This window comes from Streptomyces sp. DF42, from assembly GCF_058267695.1.
Map to the genome: position 1 here is coordinate 6,443,131 of NZ_CM177859.1, position 20,980 is coordinate 6,464,110.

15 protein-coding genes, 2 pseudogenes and 1 riboswitch are annotated in these 20,980 nt (G+C 69.5%); of the genes and pseudogenes, 8 read left to right on the plus strand and 9 right to left on the minus strand.

The genetic code is table 11. From position 1 onward, the window contains the following. Window positions 1-20: 20 nt before the first annotated feature. The 4 genes from ACYUED_RS29715 to ACYUED_RS29730 all read right to left on the minus strand — a co-directional run bounded on the left by ACYUED_RS29715 (window position 21) and on the right by ACYUED_RS29730 (window position 6,375). Window positions 21-2,093, minus strand: coding sequence for a putative Ig domain-containing protein (locus ACYUED_RS29715; protein WP_491286879.1), 2,073 nt, complete (start codon window positions 2,091-2,093; stop codon window positions 21-23). Window positions 2,094-2,331: 238 nt separating this feature from the next. Then, window positions 2,332-2,949: a nucleotidyltransferase family protein gene (locus tag ACYUED_RS29720; RefSeq protein WP_491286881.1), complete on the minus strand. Its 618-nt coding sequence runs from the start codon at window positions 2,947-2,949 to the stop codon at window positions 2,332-2,334. Between the two features lie 28 nt (window positions 2,950-2,977). After that, window positions 2,978-3,934, minus strand: coding sequence for a ribonucleotide-diphosphate reductase subunit beta (locus ACYUED_RS29725; RefSeq protein WP_491294492.1), 957 nt, complete (start codon window positions 3,932-3,934; stop codon window positions 2,978-2,980). Between the two features lie 59 nt (window positions 3,935-3,993). After that, window positions 3,994-6,375, minus strand: a complete 2,382-nt coding sequence (locus ACYUED_RS29730; RefSeq protein WP_491286883.1) for a ribonucleoside-diphosphate reductase subunit alpha — start codon at window positions 6,373-6,375, stop codon at window positions 3,994-3,996. 120 nt (window positions 6,376-6,495) lie between these two features. After that, window positions 6,496-6,624: riboswitch (cobalamin riboswitch) on the minus strand. Window positions 6,625-7,163: 539 nt separating this feature from the next. Between ACYUED_RS29730 and ACYUED_RS29735 the strand changes: the two are divergent. Continuing rightward, window positions 7,164-7,685: pseudogene (locus tag ACYUED_RS29735) on the plus strand (transposase family protein); the annotation flags it as partial. A gap of 138 nt (window positions 7,686-7,823) precedes the next feature. Next, window positions 7,824-9,500 (plus strand): hypothetical protein, encoded by a 1,677-nt coding sequence (locus ACYUED_RS29740; protein ID WP_491286885.1) that lies wholly within the window; start codon window positions 7,824-7,826, stop codon window positions 9,498-9,500. Window positions 9,501-9,519: 19 nt separating this feature from the next. Here ACYUED_RS29740 and mctP read toward each other — a convergent pair whose 3' ends face one another. From mctP to ACYUED_RS29755, 3 genes are all read right to left on the minus strand, one after another. Further along, window positions 9,520-11,148, minus strand: coding sequence for a monocarboxylate uptake permease MctP (gene mctP / locus ACYUED_RS29745; protein ID WP_491286887.1), 1,629 nt, complete (start codon window positions 11,146-11,148; stop codon window positions 9,520-9,522). Beyond that, on the minus strand, window positions 11,145-11,408 hold the full coding sequence (locus ACYUED_RS29750; protein WP_491286889.1) for a DUF3311 domain-containing protein: 264 nt from the start codon (window positions 11,406-11,408) through the stop codon (window positions 11,145-11,147). The genes mctP and ACYUED_RS29750 overlap by 4 nt, the downstream gene beginning before the upstream one ends. Before the next feature lie 188 nt (window positions 11,409-11,596). Beyond that, window positions 11,597-12,361 carry a GntR family transcriptional regulator gene (locus ACYUED_RS29755; RefSeq protein WP_491286890.1) on the minus strand — a complete coding sequence of 255 codons (765 nt, stop codon included), beginning with the start codon at window positions 12,359-12,361 and terminating at the stop codon, window positions 11,597-11,599. A gap of 307 nt (window positions 12,362-12,668) precedes the next feature. Here ACYUED_RS29755 and ACYUED_RS29760 point away from each other — a divergent pair, with 307 nt between their 5' ends. From ACYUED_RS29760 to ACYUED_RS29775, 4 genes are all read left to right on the plus strand, one after another. Continuing rightward, a complete protein-coding gene (locus ACYUED_RS29760) occupies window positions 12,669-13,952 on the plus strand; it encodes an extracellular solute-binding protein (protein WP_491286892.1) in 1,284 nt (427 codons plus the stop codon). Window positions 13,953-14,053: 101 nt separating this feature from the next. Beyond that, window positions 14,054-15,046 carry a carbohydrate ABC transporter permease gene (locus ACYUED_RS29765; RefSeq protein WP_491286894.1) on the plus strand — a complete coding sequence of 331 codons (993 nt, stop codon included), beginning with the start codon at window positions 14,054-14,056 and terminating at the stop codon, window positions 15,044-15,046. 5 nt (window positions 15,047-15,051) lie between these two features. Further along, on the plus strand, window positions 15,052-15,930 hold the full coding sequence (locus ACYUED_RS29770) for a carbohydrate ABC transporter permease (protein WP_491294494.1): 879 nt from the start codon (window positions 15,052-15,054) through the stop codon (window positions 15,928-15,930). A 9-nt stretch (window positions 15,931-15,939) separates the two neighbouring features. Further along, on the plus strand, window positions 15,940-17,427 hold the full coding sequence (locus ACYUED_RS29775) for a glycoside hydrolase family 3 protein (protein WP_491286897.1): 1,488 nt from the start codon (window positions 15,940-15,942) through the stop codon (window positions 17,425-17,427). Window positions 17,428-17,576: 149 nt separating this feature from the next. Here the strand turns inward: ACYUED_RS29775 and nagB are convergent, their stop codons facing one another. Then, complete coding sequence (gene nagB / locus ACYUED_RS29780) at window positions 17,577-18,362, minus strand: glucosamine-6-phosphate deaminase (protein WP_491286900.1); 786 nt, start codon at window positions 18,360-18,362, stop codon at window positions 17,577-17,579. Window positions 18,363-18,674: 312 nt separating this feature from the next. On the opposite strand from nagB, the gene ACYUED_RS29785 reads away from it, so the two are divergent. Next, window positions 18,675-19,697 carry an SIS domain-containing protein gene (locus tag ACYUED_RS29785; protein ID WP_491294495.1) on the plus strand — a complete coding sequence of 341 codons (1,023 nt, stop codon included), beginning with the start codon at window positions 18,675-18,677 and terminating at the stop codon, window positions 19,695-19,697. A gap of 32 nt (window positions 19,698-19,729) precedes the next feature. Here the strand turns inward: ACYUED_RS29785 and ACYUED_RS29790 are convergent. Beyond that, window positions 19,730-19,837 (minus strand): annotated as a pseudogene (locus ACYUED_RS29790) (short-chain dehydrogenase); the annotation flags it as partial. Window positions 19,838-19,934: 97 nt separating this feature from the next. On the opposite strand from ACYUED_RS29790, the gene ACYUED_RS29795 reads away from it, so the two are divergent. Beyond that, window positions 19,935-20,567: a TetR/AcrR family transcriptional regulator gene (locus tag ACYUED_RS29795; RefSeq protein WP_491286903.1), complete on the plus strand. Its 633-nt coding sequence runs from the start codon at window positions 19,935-19,937 to the stop codon at window positions 20,565-20,567. The last annotated feature ends 413 nt before the right edge of the window (window positions 20,568-20,980 follow it).

The following is a 20,980-nucleotide window of genomic DNA, read 5'->3' on the forward strand; positions in this document are numbered from 1 at the left end:
TCGTGCGAGGTCGAGCGGGATCAGCCGGTCGTCACGGCCGTGTCGTCGACGACGAAGCTGGTCTGGAGCGAGGAGTCCTCGGCGCCGCTGAACTTCAGGGTGACGGTCGAGCCGGCGTACGAGGACAGGTCGATCGACTTCTGGGCGTACCCGGAGGTCTTGTTGAGGTTGGAGTAGGTGGCCAGGGTGGTCGAGCCCGCGGTGACCGTCAGCTTGTCGTAGGCCGTGCTGCTGGAGGTCTCGGCGGTGTCGACGTGCAGGTAGAAGGTGAAGGTGGCCTTGCAGCCGGTCGGGATCGTCACCGGCTGGGACAGCGTGTCGGTGTGGGTGGAGCCGTAGCCGTCCAGCCACGCGTAGGAGGAGCCGGTGTGCGCCGACTCACCGCCGGCACTGGTGATGACACCGCTGGAGGCGGTCCAGGTGGTGTTGCCCGACTCGAAGCCCGGGTTGCCGAGCAGCTGCGCGGAAGTGCAGGTGCCGCCGCCGGAGGTGCTGACCGTCCAGGTGAAGGACGTCGAGCCGGAGGCGCCCGTGCTGTCGGAGGCGGTGACGGTGACCTGGTAGGTGCCCGCGGTGGACGCCGTGCCGGAGATCACGCCGGTCGAGCTGTTGATGGACAGCCCGGTCGGCAGACCGGAGGCACTGTAGGTGAGGGTCGCGCCCGCGCTGTCGCTCGCGCTGATCTGCAGGCCGGCCGAGCCGCCGGTCGCGGTGGACTGGCTGCCCGGGTTGGTGACGGTCACCGTGTTGCTGGAGGTGCTGCCGGCGGTGAAGGCGGTGGTGCCGTTGGGGGTGCCCCAGCCGGTCGGGCCGTCGTAGCCGGTGGTCGCGGTGCAGAAGTACGAGGGGGAGCAGGAGCCGTTGTTGCCGCTGGTGACGTCGTACAGGTTGCCGGTGTGGCTGTAGGGGTACTTCGCCGGGTAGTCGGCGGAAGCCGGGGTGCCGGCGAGGGCGTACACACCGGCGATGATCGGCGCGGAGGCGCTGGTGCCGCCGTAGACGGCCCAGCCGGAGCCGCCGAAGGTGTCGTACACGGCCACACCGGTGGCCGGGTCGGCGACGGCCGAGACGTCCGACTCCATCCGCTTGCCGCAGCCGGTGTCGGTCTGCCAGCTCGGCTTGGTGTCGTACGCCGAGCAGCCGGAACCGGTCCCCTCGGTGCTGCTGGTCTTCCACACGGACTCGGTCCAGCCGCGCGAGCCGGAGGAGGTGGACAGGGCGGTGCCGCCGACGGCGGTCACGTACTGCGAGGTCGCCGGGTACTCGGCGCCGTAGGCCTCGTCGCCCGAGCTCACCGTGATCGCGACGCCCGGGTGCTTGAAGTACGAGGTGTCCTCACCCGTCTGCGAGGAGGACTCGGCCCCGCCCCAGCTGTTGGAGACGAACCTGGCGCCGAGCGCCACGGCCTCGTTCTCGGCGGCGCCGAGGTCGGAGTCGTTGGCGGAGTCGGCCTCGACGAGGATGATGTTGCAGTTGGGGCAGACGGCGCTGACCATGTCGATGTCGAGCGCCTCCTCACCGGCCCAGCCGCTGTCGTTCGAGGGCAGCGAGGTGGTCGAGCCGGTCTGACTGACCTGCTTGAAGCAGCCGTTGGCCTTGGTGCAGGCGGACAGGCCGTACGTCGAGCGGTAAGTGGCCAGGTCGGAGGCCGCATTGGGGTCGTTGTAGGCGTCGACCACGGCAACCGTCAGGCCCGAGCCGCCCGTTGAGGGGAGGTTGTAGGCGCTGTGCAGGTTGGCCGGGCTGAGGCCGGAGGGCGCGGCGGCGGCGAGGGCGGAGGCCAGCCGCTGCTTGATGTCGGTACGGCGCTGGGCGAAGCAGGACGCGTGGCCGGGGGCCGCGGTGGCGCACAGGTGCTGCGTGGGCACCTTCTGGCCCGCCCTGCCGGTCGAGTGGAACGTCTGCCGGTCGGGGGAGGTGAGGGCCCTGGCGTTCTGGGTGGTGTGGGTGGAGTGGGAGGGGTGCGCGGCCACGGGCACCGCGTGCGCGGGGGCCGCGACGAGTCCGGCGAGGCCGAGGGCGAGCGCTGGTATGGCGGCGGTCAGGAGTCTTCGCAGGCTCCGTCTGGGGCTACCGGTACGTGTCTGACGCATAGGGGTACTGCCTCCGTCGTTGGAGTGGGGTTCTCGACGCTGGTGGCAGGCCTGTGACGCGCGTAGCGGCGGCGGTGCGCGGTGCCGTCATGGGCATGACACTTTGAAGGTCCCGCAACCGAGGTGTGCGGGACATGACAGAACGGCCAGAAAGTAGCCGGGCGCGACGAGAGCGGAACAGATGCGTCAGCAGAACTTTGCCGCTCCATAGGAACACCATGGACGGCTGATGGAGGGCCTATGGACGCTCCATGGACGAGCCGTCACCCGGCCACGGCAGCACGGTCAGTTCCGGCCACTGCTCATGCCAGCGCACCGACTTGGCCTCGTACACGGAGCGGGGGGCGAGCACGGGGTTCGGCCGCAGGACGAGGTTGAAGACGTCGGAGAGTCCGTGCGGCGCGTACACCCGCCACCGCCCGGCCTCCAGCCGCACACCCAGGCAACAGGTCGTCGCGGCGAAACTGTCGATCGCCGCCTCGGTGCTCGGGTACGGCGGACAGGGCACCCCGAACCTGTCCTCGTACCAGAGGTGCACCCGGGCCTCGTTCCGGATCTCGACCTCGGCCGGAAGGTCCGCGAAGACCTCCCGGCCGGCCCTGACCACCGCGTCCTCGGCCTCCCAGGACAGGTCGCCGTCGTCGAAGTAGAAGACGTCGTAGTCCTTGATGCCGCTGCCCGGCGGCCTGCCCGTGACGACGTTCCAGACGGTCTGGAACAGGCACCCCGCGGTCAGGTACCACCCGGGCAGATCGAGCGACGCGGTCCGCGCCAGGACCTTGGTCAGTACGTCGTTCCGGGAGAGCACCGTGCGCAGGGACTCGAGTTGCCGGTCGAGAGGGAGACGGCTGATCATCCTCTCGATTTACCACAGTCGGACGCCGTCAGAAGTCCTCGTCCAGATCGACCGTGCCCTCCACCGCCACCTGGTAGGCCGACGCGCGGCGCTCGAAGAAGTTGGTCAGTTCCTGGACCCCCTGCAACTCCATGAAGGAGAAGGGGTTTTCGGAGCCGTAGACCGGGGCGAAGCCGAGGCGGGTGAGGCGCTGGTCGGCGACGCATTCCAGGTACTGGCGCATCGAGTCGGTGTTCATGCCCGGGAGGCCGTCGCCGCACAGGTCGCGGGCGAACTGGAGTTCCGCCTCGACGGCCTCGCGCAGCATGTCCGTCACCTGCTGCTGGAGCTGGTCGTCGAAGAGGTCCGGCTCCTCCTTGCGTACCGTGTCGACTACGTCGAAGGCGAAGCTCATGTGCATCGTCTCGTCCCGGAACACCCAGTTGGTGCCGGTCGCCAGCCCGTGCAGCAGGCCCCGGCTGCGGAACCAGTACACGTAGGCGAAGGCGCCGTAGAAGAACAGGCCCTCGATGCAGGCCGCGAAGCAGATCAGGTTGAGAAGGAAGCGGCGGCGGTCGGACCTGGACTCCAGGCGGTCCAGTTTGTCGACCGAGTCCATCCACTTGAAGCAGAAGCCGGCCTTCTCGCGGATGGAGGGGATGTTCTCCACCGCCGCGAAGGCCGCCGTGCGGTCTTCCGGGTCGGGGAGGTAGGTGTCCAGAAGCGTCAGGTAGAACTGGACGTGGACGGCCTCCTCGAAGAGCTGGCGCGACAGGTACAGGCGCGCCTCCGGGGAGTTGATGTGCTTGTAGAGGGTCAGCACGAGGTTGTTCGCGACGATCGAGTCGCCCGTCGCGAAGAACGCCACCAGGCGGCCGATCAGGTGCTGCTCGGCGGGCGTGAGCTTCGCGAGGTCGGCCACGTCCGAGTGGAGGTCGACCTCCTCCACCGTCCAGGTGTTCTTGATGGCGTCCCGGTAGCGCTCGTAGAAGTCCGGGTAGCGCATGGGGCGCAGGGTCAGCTCGAAGCCCGGGTCGAGGAGCTGGGTGTTACGGGTGGGGCTGGTCACTGGCAGGCCTCGCAGGACTCGGGGTTCTCAAGGGAGCAGGCGACCGCATCGGGTTCGGCCGACTGCTGTACGGGGAGGGTGGCTCGGGCCGCGCGGGCGATCCTCGTCGCCGGGCGGGAGCGCAGGTAGTACGTCGTCTTCAGGCCCTGCTTCCAGGCGTACGCGTACATCGAGGAGAGCTTGCCGATGGTCGGCGTCTCCAGGAACAGGTTCAGGGACTGGGACTGGTCCAGGTACGGGGTGCGGGCCGCGGCCATGTCGATCAGGCCGCGCTGCGGGAGCTCCCACGCCGTGCGGTACAGCGCCCGCACCTCGTCCGGGATCCAGGCGAAGTCCTGTACCGAGCCGTTGGCCTCGCGCAGGGCCTCGCGGGTGCGGGCGTCCCAGACGCCGAGTTCCTTCAGGTCGTTCACCAGGTACGAGTTCACCTGCAGGAACTCGCCGGACAGTGTCTCGCGCTTGAAGAGGTTCGACACCTGCGGCTCGATGCACTCGTACACGCCCGCGATCGAGGCGATGGTGGCGGTGGGGGCGATCGCGAGGAGGAGGGAGTTGCGCAGGCCGACCTTCGCGATGCGCTCGCGCAGGGCGGCCCAGCGCTTGGGCCAGGCGTGCTGCGTGTCGTAGTGGTCGGGGTGCAGAACTCCCCTGGCCGTACGGGTCTTCTCCCAGGCCGGCAGCGGGCCGTTGCGCTCGGCGAGGTCGGCGGAGGCCTCGTACGCGGCGAGCATGATGCGCTCGGCGATGCGGGTGGAGAGCCGGCGGGCCTCGGGCGAGTCGAAGGGCAGGCGCAGCTTGAAGAAGACGTCCTGCAGGCCCATGGCGCCGAGGCCGACGGGGCGCCAGCGCGCGTTCGACCGGCCGGCCTGCTCGGTGGGGTAGAAGTTGATGTCGACCACGCGGTCGAGGAAGGTGACGGCCGTGCGGACGGTCTCGTCGAGCCGTTCCCAGTCGATGTCCTGGCCGGCCACGAACGCCGCCAGGTTCACCGAACCCAGGTTGCACACCGCCGTCTCGCCGTCGTCGGTGACCTCCAGGATCTCCGTGCAGAGGTTGGAGGAGTGGACGACGTGGCCCGGCTCGGCCGTCTGGTTGGCGGTGCGGTTGGAGGCGTCCTTGAAGGTCATCCAGCCGTTGCCGGTCTGGGCCAGGGTGCGCATCATGCGGCCGTAGAGTTCCCGGGCCGGGATGGTCCTGCGGGCGAGCCCCGCCGCCTCCGCCCTGCGGTACGCGGCGTCGAACTCCGCACCCCACAGGTCGACCAGCTCGGGCACGTCGGCGGGGGAGAACAGGCTCCACGGCTCGTCGGCGTTCACCCGGCGCATGAACTCGTCGGGGATCCAGTGCGCGAGGTTCAGGTTGTGCGTACGGCGGGCGTCCTCGCCGGTGTTGTCGCGCAGCTCCAGGAACTCCTCGATGTCGGAGTGCCAGGTCTCCAGGTAGACGGCGGCCGCGCCCTTGCGCCGGCCGCCCTGGTTCACGGCGGCGACCGAGGCGTCGAGGGTCTTCAGGAACGGGACGATGCCGTTGGAGTGCCCGTTGGTGCCGCGGATCAGTGAACCGCGGCTGCGGACACGGGAGTAGGCGAGGCCGATTCCGCCGGCGTGCTTGGAGAGGCGGGCGACCTGGTGGTAGCGGTCGTAGATGGAGTCCAGCTCGTCGAGCGGGGAGTCGAGGAGGTAGCAGGACGACATCTGGGGGTGCCGGGTGCCGGAGTTGAAGAGGGTGGGGGAGGAGGGAAGGTAGTCGAGGCGGCTCATCAGGCCGTAGAGCGCGGCGACTTCGTCCACCGGGCGGGCGCCCGTTTCCGAAGCGGGCGCGGTGTCGTCGGCGAGACCGGCGGCGACCCGCAGCATGAAGTGCTGGGGCGTCTCGATCACCCGGCGGGTGATCGGGTGCCGGAGCAGGTAGCGGCTGTGGAGGGTGCGCAGGCCGAAGTAGCCGAAGCGGTCGTCCGCCTCGGGGTCGACGAGCGCGTCGAGGCGCGCGGCGTGGAGGCGGACGAACTCCGCGGTGCGGTCGGCGACGAGCCCTTCCCGGTGGCCCACGGCGACCGACTCGGTGAAGGAGGTGACGCCCTGCGAGGCGGCCTCGGCGGCGATGCTGATGGTGAGCAGACGCGCGGCCAGCCGCGAGTACACGGGGTCCTCCGAGATGAGCCCGGCGGCCGCCTCCGTGGCCAGCTCGCGCAGCTCCGTCTCGTCCGCCTGCGCCGAGCGGCCGCGCAGCGCGGCGACGGCGACCCGGCCGGGGTCGGCTCCGGGGAGGCCGGCGGTCAGCTCGGTCAGGGTCCGCAGCAGCGCGGTTCCCGGGCCGTCCGGTGTCGCCGGTGTCGCGGACGGTGTCGCTGAAGCCGGTTCGGCTGGCGCGATGGTCACGTGGGGCTCTCCCTCGCTCGGCACGGGGCCTTGCGGAGGCAGGGGGAAGCACGAGCGCGCACGGCGTCGCGTCCACCGGCCCATTCCACGAGGCCCGGACGTCTGAGCACCCGGACGGTTCGGCCGGGCGCACTGTCGGCAGGTCCTCGGACTGACGCCCATACATGTGCGAACACGCATGAGTACACCGTTGCGGGACAGTTCCGGATTCGCACCGGATTCCCCTGCGACGACAGCGAGCATGAGCATACATCTTGTGTCGGGTGGGATGAGCAGCCCCATATGTTGTGTCGCGGCGACTTCGGAGCGTGTCAGGGCGTCAACTCGTAGGTGATCGGCGTGCGGTCGTGGCCCCGCATCGGCTTCCCGTCACGGCGGCTGAGTTGCGGGGTCTCCTGGGAGTGATTCCATGGAGGTAGATGTCGGCGCCCGCGTGGTCCTCCGTCCTGAGAACTCTCGGAGGGAGTACGCACGATGACGAAGGTCGTCCGGCACCCGCCCGGCAGTGAGCGACCGCGCGACGCACCGATGGCGACGCTGGATCTGAGACGGGCGGCGGACCGGGCGAGGCGGGCCCTTCTCGGCCACTGGCACTCCCTGACGATCCGTCTGGAGGCGACCCGGGGCACCCCCCGCCCCAGGAAGTGGCGCCGGTGGCTCTCGTACACGAACCTCACCAGGGCCGTCTGGCTGCTCGCCGCGCTCACGGTGCTCGCCTGGTGCATGGAGGGCCTGTACATCCTCATCGAGCACCACTCGACCGGCTTCGAGCAGTGGCGGAAGGACAACTCGAGAACCTGGACTTCACCGCCGAGAAGACCCGCGAGAAGCACGGCCGCAAGAAGCGGTTCCGGCAGCTCATCTCCGGCATCCCGACAGGCAAGCTCAAGGCCCGTCTGGTGTCCATGGCCGCCGAGCACGGCCTGTCGATCGTCGCGGTCGACCCGGCGTACACGTCGATGTGGGGCGACCAGCATTGGCGTAAGCCCCTGGCCGGCAAGACTCGCAAGATGTCCCGGCACGACGCCGCGAGCGTCGCGATCGGGCGACGCGCCCTCGGGCACCCGATCCGGCGACGGACGGCACCGCCCCCGCAGCACCAGAGCGATGCTGTGGGGCATCGGACCGCCCAGGCCGGACCAGGCGCACGAGGGCATGAGGGAACCCGCCCACCCGTCACGGAGCGTGCACACGATGCACGCAGCCGGACGGGGACACAGCGAACGCGGGAGACCAGCGCATCCAACACCGTTCGGGATGCGCGCAGTTCCAGGAGCTGGCAGCAAATGTCACTCCTGGACACTGTTTAGGAACGGTTCGACGCCCTCCTCCGTTTCGTCGGCCCCGTCCTGACCGCCTCGATCGCCGCCGCGCTCTTCCTGTTCTGGTGGTACGCCTGGACCAAGCGGCGTTACCTCCTCAAGGCACGCGGGGACCCCCACAGGCTGGTGCTCACCGCCGGGCAGGAGACCGCCGAGATCGTGGGCCGCGACATCGTCGGGGCGGTGCGCAGCCGTTGGGCCGGTATCAAGGGGGACCAGCGCACTCTGGAGGACGCGAAACGGAGACTGCTGAAGCAACTCGGGGCGGCGCTGCGGACGGTCTCCGGCAAGATCGACGCCACGCCGCTGTACTACCAGCTCTTCCGGATGGGCATCGAGGAGCCTTCCTCCTCCATCCGCCTGGCCGTGGCCCAGGAGGTCGGCAGCGGCGGAAACGCGGCATTCGCAGTGATCCGCGAACGGATCGGTCTGAACAGCGATCCCGTGAAGGAGTACAACGACAGGGTCAGCGAGTTGAAAGCCCGCAAGAGGCAGCAGTTCGACACGTGGACCAGGAAGATGGCCGGTGCGAGGACCGATCGTCCGCCCGGACGGACCACCTCGTCCGAGCGCATCGACCGGCTGCAGCGCGAACGGCAGGACCTCAACCGGCAGTACCGGCAGCAACGGGTCGCCCTGTTCCGGGAGTTCGTGATGCGCGCCTGGATGATCCCCATGCTTCTGGGCTCCGTCGACGACGGGCACCGTGACGAGGCGCGCGAGCGACTCACGAAGTGGCTGCGCCACCTCGACCCGAACTTCACGGGCGGCGCCCCCGACCTGCCGCTGGCCCTGGAGGCAGCGCTGGCCCAGGGCTTCAAGTACGCGGCCAACCGGCGCAAACGCCACCCGCACGCCTACCCGACCGGCCGCGCCGATCTCATCCGGCAGGCGGAGAAGGTACTGCAGCAGTCCCGGTGCTGGTACGCGCAGCTGAGCCTGCTCCAGGCGCTGTGCCTGTGGGAGCTCCCGGACCGGATCGGGAACCACCACCATCACCATGCGCACCACGACGTCACCGCGGCGGGGCCGGACGGCGACGGCCACGGGGCCCACGAGCGCTCCGAGGCGATCGGCGGGATGACGGCCGTACAGACCGTGCAGCGGTGGCTGTCGATGACGGGCACCGTGAACCGGGCGCCCGGCCGGCCGGAGGGGAACGGGGGCCCGGCCCGGCGGCCCCTGCATCCGTTCGTCGCCGAGGTGGCCGACCTGGTGGCCCTCGCCCTGGAGACCGGGCGGCCCGAGCGCTATCTCTGGATCGACGAGAAGGGCGTCACCGACACCATCGGCTCCTGCACCGGCCACCCCGGGGGATACCGCAGGCACAGCCTCTGGATCCCGCCGTCGGTCGGCTGGAGCACCCTCGACGCGCGGGCCCAGCACCTGGTCGCGGACGTCCTGGTCATGCTGAACCTCATCGAACGGGACGGGCACCCGGACGAGGTCGAGGAGCGTCTGGCCCGCCTGGAGCAGCCCGGCACGCCACTGCCGCCGTGCATCCGTACGAACCGGGAGCCGCTGCGCCCCGACCTGCGGGCCGGCAACTCGGTCCCGCCCGCGCCGGGCACCTCCTGTCTGCCCGAGTGCACATTCCAGCTCTGCCCGTACCCGCCCCGGGGCTGTGTGCCCCGGGGCGAGATCCGCGAGCCGTTCTGCCGGCAGCAGCAGGCGCTGTTGCCCGGACGTGTGCGGCGTTGCCTGCCCAGGATCCTGCGCAGGAAGACACCTCGCTGGGTCAGCATGCGGGTCCGTGAACTGGACCGCTTCTGGGAGGCGATGGCAGGCCGCACGCGGGACTGAGCAAGCGCCGGGGCACCGGCTAGTGGGACGTCCCCGCGGTCGCCGGCGGCAGCTCCACCTGGACGCCCGCGTCGCCCGCGTCCGCCGTGTAGTCCTCCGGCCTGGTCTCGTCGATGCCCTCCGGGGCCTTCACGGCCTTGAGGACGAAGGTCAGGACCACCGTCACCACCACGTTCAGGACGAACGCCGTCAGGCCGATGTAGCCGATCTCCCCGATGCCGGGGATCTCCTTGGCCGAGCCGCCGAAGTGCTTCTGCGTCGGCGAGGCGACGCCGTACGCGGCGAGGGTGCCGTAGAGCATGCCGACCGCCCAGCCCGCGAGCAGCGCCCAGCGGTGGAACCAGCGGGTGAACAGACCGCCGACCAGGGCCGGGAAGGTCTGCAGGATCCAGATGCCGCCCAGGAGCTGGAAGTTGATCGCGACCGTCTTGTCCATGGTGAGGACGAAGACGAGCGCGCCCACCTTCACCAGCAGCGAGACCAGCTTGGAGACCTTGGTCTCCTGGGCCGGCGTCGCGTCCGGCCTGATGAAGTCCTTGTAGATGTTGCGGGTGAAGAGGTTCGCGGCCGCGATCGACATGATGGCCGCCGGGACGAGGGCACCGATGCCGATCGCCGCGAAGGCCACGCCCGCGAACCAGTCGGGGAACATGTTCTCGAACAGCTGCGGGATCGCCAGCTGTCCGTTGGTGACCTTGACCCCCGCCGCGATCGCCATGAAACCCAGCAGGGCCAGGAGGCCCAGCATCAGGGAGTACAGCGGCAGGATCGTGGTGTTGCGGCGGATCACGTTGCGGCTCTTCGAGGACAGCGTCGCCGTGATCGAGTGCGGGTACATGAACAGCGCGAGCGCTGAGCCCAACGCCAGTGTGGCGTACGTCCATTGACCCGGCTCGGCCGGCGCCAGCGCACCGCGCGGCTTGCCCGTCGCCGGGTTGGTCTGCGCGAGCGCGTGACCCGCCTTCGCGAAGATGTCGTCGAAGCCGCCCAGCTTGATCGGGATGTAGATGATCGCCACCGCGATGACGAGGTAGATCAGCCCGTCCTTCACGAACGCGATCAGCGCGGGGGCCCGCAGGCCCGAGGAGTACGTGTAGGCCGCCAGCACGCCGAACGCGATCAGCAGCGGCAGGTCCTTCACGAACCAGTTGGTGTTCTCGCCGCCACCCACTCCCATCACGTCAAGGACGGCCTGGATGCCGACCAGTTGGAGCGCGATGTACGGCATGGTGGCCAGGATGCCGGTGACGGCGACCGCCAGCGACAGCCCCTTCGAGCCGAAGCGGCCGCGCACGAAGTCCGAGGTCGTCACGTATCCGTGCCGGTGCGAGACCGACCACAGGCGGGGCAGGAACGTGAAGATCAGCGGATACACGAGGATGGTGTACGGCACCGCGAAGAAGCCGGCCGCGCCCGCCGCGTAGATCGCCGCCGGGACCGCCACGAAGGTGTAGGCGGTGTACAGGTCGCCGCCGAGCAGGAACCAGGTGACCCAGGTGCCGAACGACCGTCCGCCCAGGCCCCATTCGTCCAGGCTCTGCTCGTTCTCGGCCTTGCGCCAGCGGGCGGCCAGGAAGCCCATGGCCGTCACGGCCAGGAAGAAGAAGATGAAGACGCCGAGTGCGACGCCGTTCACGCCGTCGTTCATTCCGGCGCACCGCCCTTCTGTGAGGCGCGGGCGCGCTGGTCACGCTGCCACAGCTTGTACGCGGTCATGGTCAGCGCCGTGGAGAGGACCACCCACAGCATCTGGTACCAGTAGAAGAACGGGATCCCGATGAACGCAGGGTCCGTCTTGGCGTAGGAGCCGACCCACAGCATCGCCACGAACGGTGCGATCAGGCAGAGGGCGATGACCACACGGACCGGTGTCACCAACGGTGGTCTCACTTCGGGCACTTCGGACATACTGCGGCTCCGTCCCCTCACGATCACCTGTGATCACCTGTGGAATGCGCAGGCAATCTAGGTCACCGTGTCACAGGAACGGAAGACCTCGTCCGCATATCGGTATGTCGATTCGGTGAAGGCCCGACATCGGTGTCAACAGCGGCGTGCAGACGGCTGGTCGTCGCTCCCCGCACCCCGTCAGGTTCTCAGTCGACAGGCCTCTTCAGCCGCGCCACGAACTTGTAGCGGTCCCCCCGGTACACCGACCGCACCCACTCCACCGGCTGGCTCCCCCGGTCCAGTGAGTGCCGGGAGAGCATCAGCATCGGCAGGCCCACGTCGGTGCCGAGCAGGCCCGCCTCGCGCGGGGTGGCCAGCGAGGTCTCGATGGTCTCCTCGGCCTCGGCGAGATGGACGTCGTAGACCTCGGCGAGCGCGGTGTAGAGGGACGTGTACTTGGCCAGTGACCTGCGCAGGGCCGGGAAGCGCTTGGCGCTCAGGTGCGTGGTCTCGATGGCCATCGGTTCGGCGTTGGCCATCCGGAGGCGTTCGATCCGCAGCACCCGGCCGCCGGCCGTGATGTCGAGCAGCTCGGCGAGGCGGTCGTCGGCGGTGATGTAGCCGATGTCCAGCAGCTGTGAGGTGGGTTCGAGTCCCTGGGCGCGCATGTCCTCGGTGTACGAGGTGAGTTGGAGCGCCTGCGAGACCTTCGGCTTGGCCACGAACGTGCCCTTGCCCTGGATCCGCTCCAGGCGCCCCTCGACCACCAGCTCCTGGAGGGCCTGGCGCACCGTCGTGCGGGAGGTGTCGAACTCGGCGGCCAGCGTGCGCTCGGGCGGTACCGGCGTGCCGGGCGACTGCGTCTCCGTCATGTCGAGCAGGTGCTTCTTCAGGCGGTAGTACTTGGGCACGCGCGCGGTACGGACACTCGCCCCGCCCTCGTTCTCCGCACTGCTGACGTCGGTGGTCATGCTCTGCCTTCCCGGCTCCGGATGCGGCTCACTTCGTGATCCCTTCTGTATACCGTCGCCCACCTCTTTTGGTCTAGTCCACGAGGCCAAGTGGTCTAGCGGGAGAGAGTACTCCGGCCTCACTGTTTTCGCTGGCTTCTTACTTAAAGGTTCCTGCATATGTAGGTCGCATAACAGCTGGTCAGAGCCTTTTCCCGAACCCTTGACAGGCGTTTTGGTCTGGTCCAAGCTCCCGGTACTGGTCTACACCATTGGTCCAGATCCCGGCCCATGGGCGGGGGGGTGTGGCATCCCTGAGGAGGGTGGCGTGAAGCGCAAGCTGACAGTCGCGATCGGTATCGCGGGAATGATGGTCTCCATCGCCGCGTGCGGCGGCAATGACGACAACGGCTCTTCCAACAGCGGCGCGGACGCCAAGGAACTGACCGTCTGGCTCACCGTCGACGCCCAGAACAACTGGCCGGACCTGGTGAAGGCCGCCGACGCCTCGGTCATGAAGGCGCATCCGGGCATCAAGATCAACCATGAGTACTACGGCTGGCCGGACAAGAACACCAAGCTCGACGCCGTCCTCGCCACCGACAAGGCGCCGGACGTGGTCGAGATGGGCAACACCGAGATGCTCGGCTACATGGTCAAGGGCGCGTTCGCCCCCGTCGACGCCTCGAAGTTCACCAACTCCTCCGCCTGGCTCGACGGCCTCAAGGCCTCGGTCACGTACGGCGGCAAGACATACGGCGTCCCGTACTACGCGGGTGGCCGCGTCGCCAACTGGCGCAAGGACGTGTTCGCCTCGGCCGGCGTCAAGACCCCGCCGAAGACGTACGCCGAACTCACCGCCGCCCTCGACAAGGTGCAGAAGAAGAAGGGCGACAAGTTCTCCGCCTGGTACCAGCCCACCCGCGACTGGTACGCGGCCATGTCCTTCGTCTACGACGCCGGCGGCTCCATCGCCGAGGAGTCGGGCGGCCAGTGGAAGGCGACTCTCTCCTCGCCGGAGTCCGTCAAGGGCCTCACCGAGTTCAAGAACGTCGTCGACAAGTACATGCACGGTGACAAGACCAAGGACGAGTCCGACCGTTACATCGTCTACGGCCAGGGCAAGTCCGGCATGATCTTCGGCGCCGCGTGGGAGGGGGCGACCTCCGCCGACCCGAAGAACGACAAGACCGGCAAGCTCAAGAACAACCTCGAGAACTTCGTGATGCCGGGTCCGTCCGGCAAGAACATGCCCGTCTTCCTGGGCGGCTCCGACCTCGCCATCCCGGTGAAGTCCAAGGCGCAGGCCGTCGCCGCCGAGTGGATCAACGCCTTCACCGGCTCCTCCGGCCAGAAGGGCCTGATCGCCAAGGGCAACCTGCCCAACAACAAGACCGACCTCGCGACCCTGAAGAACGACCCCGCGACGGCGGTCCCGGCCACCGCGGCCGAGTCCAACTGGTTCGTCCCGATGGCCCCGGGCTGGGGCCAGGTCGAGAAGGCCCAGGTCCTGCAGACCATGCTGCAGAACATCGGCACCGGCAAGAAGTCGGTCGAGGCAGCCGCGAAGGAAGCGGACGCCGCGATCGACAAGGTCATCAACACCAAGTGACCTTCAGAGCAGGGCTCTGTTGCACCGACAGGGCCCTGCTTCCCGTACGCACGTGCGGGCTTCGCTTTCGTACGACCTGAGGGACCGCTGAGGAGCGCGCCATGAGTGCCGCAGACACGACCACCCCCGCCAAGGTGCCGCCGCCGCGGCAGGCGCCGCCACCGGCGCCGGTCGCCAAGAACCCACGCAGAGCCCGGACTTCGGCCGGCGGCTCGGCCACGCCGTGGCTGCTGCTCGCCCCCTGCCTGCTGATCCTGGCGCTGGTCCTCGGCTATCCGCTGGTCCGCCTGGTCACCCTCTCCTTGCAGAAGTTCGGGCAGTCCCAGCTGTGGGGCTTCCAGCCGGCCGACTGGGTCGGGTTCGACAACTTCAGCGGCGTGCTGGGCGACGGCGAGTTCTGGCAGGTCGTGGTGCGCACGATCGTCTTCGCGGCCGGCTCGGTCATCTTCACCATGGTGCTGGGCATGCTGATCGCCCTGCTCCTGCAGCGGGTCTCCGGCTGGGTGAAGACACTCGTCAACATCGTGCTGGTGGCCAGCTGGGGCATGCCCATCATCGTCGCCACCACGGTCTTCAAGTGGCTGTTCGACGCCGACTACGGCATCCTCAACGCGCTGCTCAGCAAGCTGCCCGGGGTCGACCTGATCGGCCACAACTGGTTCGCGAGCGGCTCGCAGGGCCTGGCCGTGATCATGCTGCTGGTGGTCTGGGGAGCCGTCCCCTTCGTCGTCATCACCCTCAGCGCCGGCCTCACCCAGGTCCCCGCCGAACTGGAAGAAGCGGCCCGGCTGGACGGCGCCGGCTCCTGGGGCGTCTTCCGCCACGTCACCCTGCCCATCCTCAAGCCGATCATCGTGATGCTCACGACCCTGTCGGTCATCTGGGACATGGGCGTCTTCCCGCAGGTCTTCGTGATGCGCAACGGCCACCCCGAGCAGGAGTTCCAGCTCCTGACCACCTACTCGTACGACCGTGCCTTCGTCGTCAACGACTACGCGCAGGGCTCGGCGATCGCCCTGATCACCGTGGTGCTGATGCTCGGTGTGGTCGCCGTGTACATGCGCCAGATGCTGAAGATCGGAGAGGTCGAATGACCATCATGGACGCCGTCGCCACCACGGGGAGCGGGGCAGGGCGCGGGCGGGGGAGCACGCCGCGGCCCCGCAGGTCCAAGCTCGGCTGGAACCTCCTCGGTCTCCTCGTCTTCCTCACCGCCGGCTTCCCCGTCTACTGGATGCTCAACACGGCCATCAAGCCGGCCAAGGACACCATCGACCCCGACCCGAGCCTGCTGCCGACCGGCTTCACGCTCGACAACTTCCGCCGGGCGCTGGCCATCGCGGACTTCTGGGGCCCGGTCGGCCGCAGCCTGATCGTCTCCCTCACCGTGGTGGCGATCGGCATCGTCGTCGGCATGCTGGCCGCGCTCGCCATCTCCCGGTTCGCCTTCCGCGGCCGCAAGGTCGTCATCGTCGGCATCCTCGCGGTCCAGATGGTCCCGCTGGTCGCCATGATCATCCCGATCTTCCTGCTCCTCAACGACCTGGAGCAGTACGACAAGCTCTCCGGCCTGATCATCACCTACCTGACCTTCATCCTCCCCTTCACGGTGTGGACGCTGCGCGGCTTCATCGTCAACATCCCGAAGGAGCTGGAGGAGGCGGCGATGGTGGACGGCTGTTCCCGCACGGGCGCCTTCATCCGGGTCGTCTTCCCGCTCCTGGCCCCGGGCATGGTCGCCACCTCGGTCTACGGCTTCATCCAGGCCTGGAACGAGTACCTCTACGCCCTGATGCTGCTCAGCCAGAAGAACCAGACCGCGACGGTCTGGCTCGGCAACTTCACCACCAAGCACGGCACCGAATACGCACCGATGATGGCGGGAGCCACGATGATGGCCGTGCCGATCGTCGTGCTGTTCCTCCTCGTCCAGCGCAAGATGGCCGCGGGCCTGACCGCGGGCGCAGTGAAGGGATAACGCCCCCCGATGACGACATTCGCCAGCGGCACAGACACCCTGACCCGCGACGCCCTGTCGGTCCTGCAACCGGGCTTCAACGGCACCACCGCCCCCGACTGGCTGCTGCGCCGCCTCGGGGAGGGCCTCGCCTCGGTCGGACTGTTCGGCCGCAACATCGCCTCACCCGATCAACTGGCCGCCCTGACCGCCCAGTTGCGTGCCGAACGCGACGACGTCCTCGTCGCCATCGACGAGGAGGGCGGGGACGTGACCCGCCTGGAGGTGCGGACGGGTTCCAGCTTCCCCGGCAACCTCGCGCTGGGCGCGGTCGACGACGTGGAACTGACCCGGGAGGTGGCCACCGAGCTGGGCCGCCGCCTGGCCGCCTGCGGGGTGAACCTCAACTGGGCCCCGTCGGCCGACGTGAACTCCAATCCGGACAACCCCGTGATCGGCGTGCGCTCCTTCGGCGCCGACACCGGCCTGGTCGCCCGGCACACCGCCGCCTACGTCACCGGCCTGCAGTCCGCCGGGGTCGCCGCCTGCACCAAGCACTTCCCGGGCCACGGGGACACGGCCGTCGACTCCCACCACGCGCTGCCCCGCATCGACGCGGACACGGCGGTACTGAACTCCCGCGAACTGGCGCCCTTCCGCGCCGCCATCGCCGCCGGCACCCGCGCCACCATGAGCGCCCACATCCTGGTCCCCGCCCTGGACCCGGACCGCCCGGCCACGCTCTCGCGCACCGTCCTCACCGATCTCCTGCGCGGCGAACTCGGCTACGACGGACTGATCGTCACCGACGGCATGGAGATGCAGGCCATCGCCGGTACGTACGGTATCGAGCGGGGCAGCGTCCTCGCCCTGGCCGCCGGCGCCGACGCGATCTGCGTGGGCGGCGGCCTCGCCGACGACGAGACCGTACGACGTCTGCGCGACGCCCTCGTCTCTGCGGTGCACACCGGCGAACTCCCCGAGGAACGCCTGGCGGACGCGGCGGAACGGGTCCGGGCGCTGGCCCGCTGGACCGCCGCCGCGGCAGAGGCCGACGCGGAACGCACCGCCGACCCGGAGGTCGGCCTGCGCGCGGCCCGCCGCGCCCTGAAGGTGACCGGCGCCGAGCGCTTCACCCCGCTCACCGAACCGCCCTACGTCGCCGCCCTCACACCCGTCGCCAACTTCGCGGTCGGCGACGAGACACCCTGGGGCGTCGCAGCGGAACTCCTCCGCCTTCTCCCCGGCACCGAGACGGGCAGCTTCGTCGGCGAGCACGCGGGACGCACGGCCCTGGACGCGGCCGGCCTCCGCCGCATCGTGGCCGTCGTCCGCGACGAACACCGCCACCCCTGGATGGCCACGGCCCTCGACGCCCTGCTCGCGGCCCGCCCCGACACGATCGTGGTCGAGATGGGCCTCCCGCAGGCGCCTGCCCGCGGCGCCCTCCACATCGCCACCCACGGCGCGGCCCGGGTCTGCGGCCGCGCGGCGGCGGAGGTCATCGCGGGCGCGTAGAGCCCGTACGACGAGACAGGCGCCGGTTCCCTTTGGAGGGAACCGGCGCCTGTATGCCGTCAGGGGCGCGGAAACTGCGCGACCGGGTCACGAGCGCCCGCAGTCCGCGAACAGCCGGGTCCGGCCGACGGGACCGCCTCAGAATCCCCTTAAATCCCCTGCCAATCAGGCTTGTTGACATACGTGTGCCGGAAATAGTCGGCCAGCTTCAACTTGGACGCGGCACCCTCGTCGACAACGACCGTCGCATGCGGATGCAACTGCAGCGCCGACGCCGGGCACACCGCGGCCACCGGCCCCTCGACCGTCGCGGCGACCGCGTCCGCCTTGCCCTCTCCCGTCGCGAGGAGCACCAGGTGCCGCGCCTCCAGGATCGTCCCGATGCCCTGCGTGATCACGTGGTGCGGCACCTGCTCGATGTCGCCCTCGAAGAAACGCGCGTTGTCGATCCGGGTCTGCTCGGTCAGCGTCTTGATCCGGGTGCGCGAGGCGAGCGACGAGCACGGCTCGTTGAACCCGATGTGCCCGTCGGTCCCGATCCCGAGCAACTGCAGATCCACCCCGCCGGCCTCGGCCAGCGCGGCGTCGTACGCCTCGCACGCCCCCAGCACGTCCTCGGCCGTCCCGTCGGGCCCCATGAACGCGTCCATCCCGATCCCGAGCTGCTCCAGCACCTCGCGCCTGAGCACGGAACGGTACGACTCCGGATGCTCGGCCGGCAGCCCCACGTACTCGTCGAGCTGCGCGATCCGCGCCCGCGAGGCATCCACGGCACCCGACCGAACCTTGGCCGCGAGCGCCTCGTAGATGGGCAGCGGGGTCGAGCCGGTGGCCACACCGAGCAGCGCCTCGGGCCTGCGCCGCAGGAGCTGGGCCATGGCCTCGGCGATGAGCTCGCCGCCCGACTTGGCGTCCGGAACGATGACAACTTCCACGCTGGGCCTGCCGTTCTGAAGGCTATGTGGTTTAGACCAATCTAGCAGAATCGACCTCTGTGCCCCAGGGCGGAAGCGGGGACATCGCCATTCCACGTGGAGGACGGGCGCCGTTGGGCACAGGGGAGTGGAATGGGTGCGGTGCTGCCGGTGTGCAGCGCCGAGCACGGCGACGAGCGACACCGGGAGGAACCCACCATGACCGCCTCGACACCCGACCCGGCACCCGCCTCGACACCGGCATCCGCCACGACAGCCGACCCGGCAGCCGCCTCGCCCCCCGACCCTCGGCATGACGTCCCGGGCCGGATCATGGCCCGTGAGATGGCCGAGCAGCCCGCAGTGCTGCGCCGCATCCTCGGGCAGGGCGCCCCCGTCATCCGGCAGGTGGCCCAGGACATCGCCGCCCGCAAACCCCGCTTCGTCCTGCTGACCGCCCGCGGCACCTCCGACAACGCCGCCCTCTACGCCAAGTACCTCCTGGAGATCCGTCTCGGCCTGCCCTGCGGCCTCACCTCGATGTCCACCACCACGGCCTACGGCGCCCGCCCCGACCTCACCGATGTCCTCGTCGTCACCGTCAGCCAGTCCGGCGGCTCCCCGGACCTGGTGGCCTCGACCCGTGCCGCCCGCGAGGCCGGCGCGATCACCCTCGCGGTCACCAACAACCCCGACTCACCGCTGGCCGGCGTCTCCGAGTACCACGTCGACATCATGGCCGGACCGGAGAAGGCCCTTCCCGCGACCAAGACCTATACGGCCTCCCTCCTCGCCCTCTACCTGTTCGTCGAGGGCCTGCGCGGCGGCGACGGCGCCCCCGCAAGGGTGCTGCCGGACCTCGCCGAGCAGCTGCTCGCCCGGCAGGACGAGGTCCGCGCTCTGGCCGCCCGCTACCGGTTCGCCGAACGCATGGTCATCACCTCCCGCGGCTACGGCTATCCCACGGCCAAGGAAGCCGCCCTCAAGCTCATGGAGACCAGCTACATCCCCGCCCTCTCCTACTCCGGCGCCGATCTGCTGCACGGCCCGCTCGCCATGGTCGACAACGTCTCCCCGGTCATCGCGGTCGTCACCGCCGGCAGGGGCGGCGAAGCCCTCCAGCCCGTCCTGGACCGGCTGCGCGGCCGCGGCGCCGACCTGTTCGTCGTCGGACCCAGGAGCCAGGTCGAGCAGGCCTCGGCCGGCTTCGTCCTGCCCACCGAGGGCGTGGCCGAGGAGGTCCAGCCGGTCCTGGAGATCATCCCGCTGCAGCTGCTGGCCCACGAGATCACCATCGCCCGCGGCCAGGACCCGGACGCCCCCCGCGCACTGGCGAAGGTGACGGAGACGCACTGAGCCGGGCCCCGGCGGACGGTCCGCCCCGGGGGGTGCACGGCGACGCGGGCCCCCTCGCGCCCCAGCCGCTCGGCGATCCCGCGCCCGCTCCCCCTGCTCGCTCCCGTGACGAGTGCCGTCCTGCCCGCAAGCACGCCCATGCCGACGCCCCCTTCGCAATTCCCTAGCGGTCGCTACAGAAAAGACCGTACAGCGGCCCGCCGATATTTCTCTAGCGCCCGCTCTACAATTCACTCCATGGTGGGCGGCGAGGAGACCAGCACGAAGGCCGGCGTCACGTCGAAGCCGCGCGGGCGACCCCGTTCCTTCGACCGTGAAACCGCGTTGGAGAAGGCGGTCATGGCCTTCTGGGAGCACGGGTACGAGGCGACCTCCGTCTCCGACCTCACCCGGGTCATGGGCATCGGGGCGCCGAGTCTGTACGCGGCGTTCGGTGACAAACGGGCCCTGTTCGAGGAGGTCGTGACCTCGTACGGCACGCGCTACGGCTCCTTCGGCGACCGGGCCCTCGCCGAGGAACCCACCGCCCGGGCGGCCGTGGAGCGGATGCTGCGGGAGGCCGCCGCCGAGTACACGGCCCCCGGCCGCCCGCACGGCTGCCTGGTCATCCACGCGGCGACGAACTGCACGACCCCCGAGGTCGAGGTATCCCTGCGCGACCGGCGCAACGCCAACATCGCCGCGTTCGAGAGTCGTATCAAGGACGCCGTCGCGGCGGGGGAGCTGCCGGCCGGCACCGACGCCGCCGCGCTCGCCCGGCACACAGGAGCGGTCCTCCAGGGCATGTCCCAGCAGGCGCGGGACGGAGCGGGCCGGGAGGAACTCGAGGCGCTCGCGGAAATTGCCATGACCATCTGGCCCCGCACATGAACCGACACGGGTTAGGCTGCGTGAGGGATGTCAGGGCGTCCGAGTAGTCGCTCCGGCCCCGGAACTGACAACAACAAACAGGCTCAAACGCATGGACACACCGAGTGGTCTAGTCCAAAATGCGTTAGGAGCGTGTGTTGTAAGCATGCGAAGCAAGCGAGCTTCCGTCCTCCCCGCACAGGAGGACGGACGGAGGAACCGGAGCTCTCTGCCCTGACTGCCCCGGCTCCTCATCCTTCGGCCATCCGGGACCGCACACCCCGCGGCCGATGTTGCTCCGGGCTGCGGTGCCGGGAGGGCTGAGGGTCCCTCCCAGGCGCCGCGGCCCGCGGGTGTTTTGAGGGCTTGTACGCATCCCCGTCGACGAGCCCGCAGGCCGCCTGTTTTTTAGGACCTGCACATACCCCCAGGTA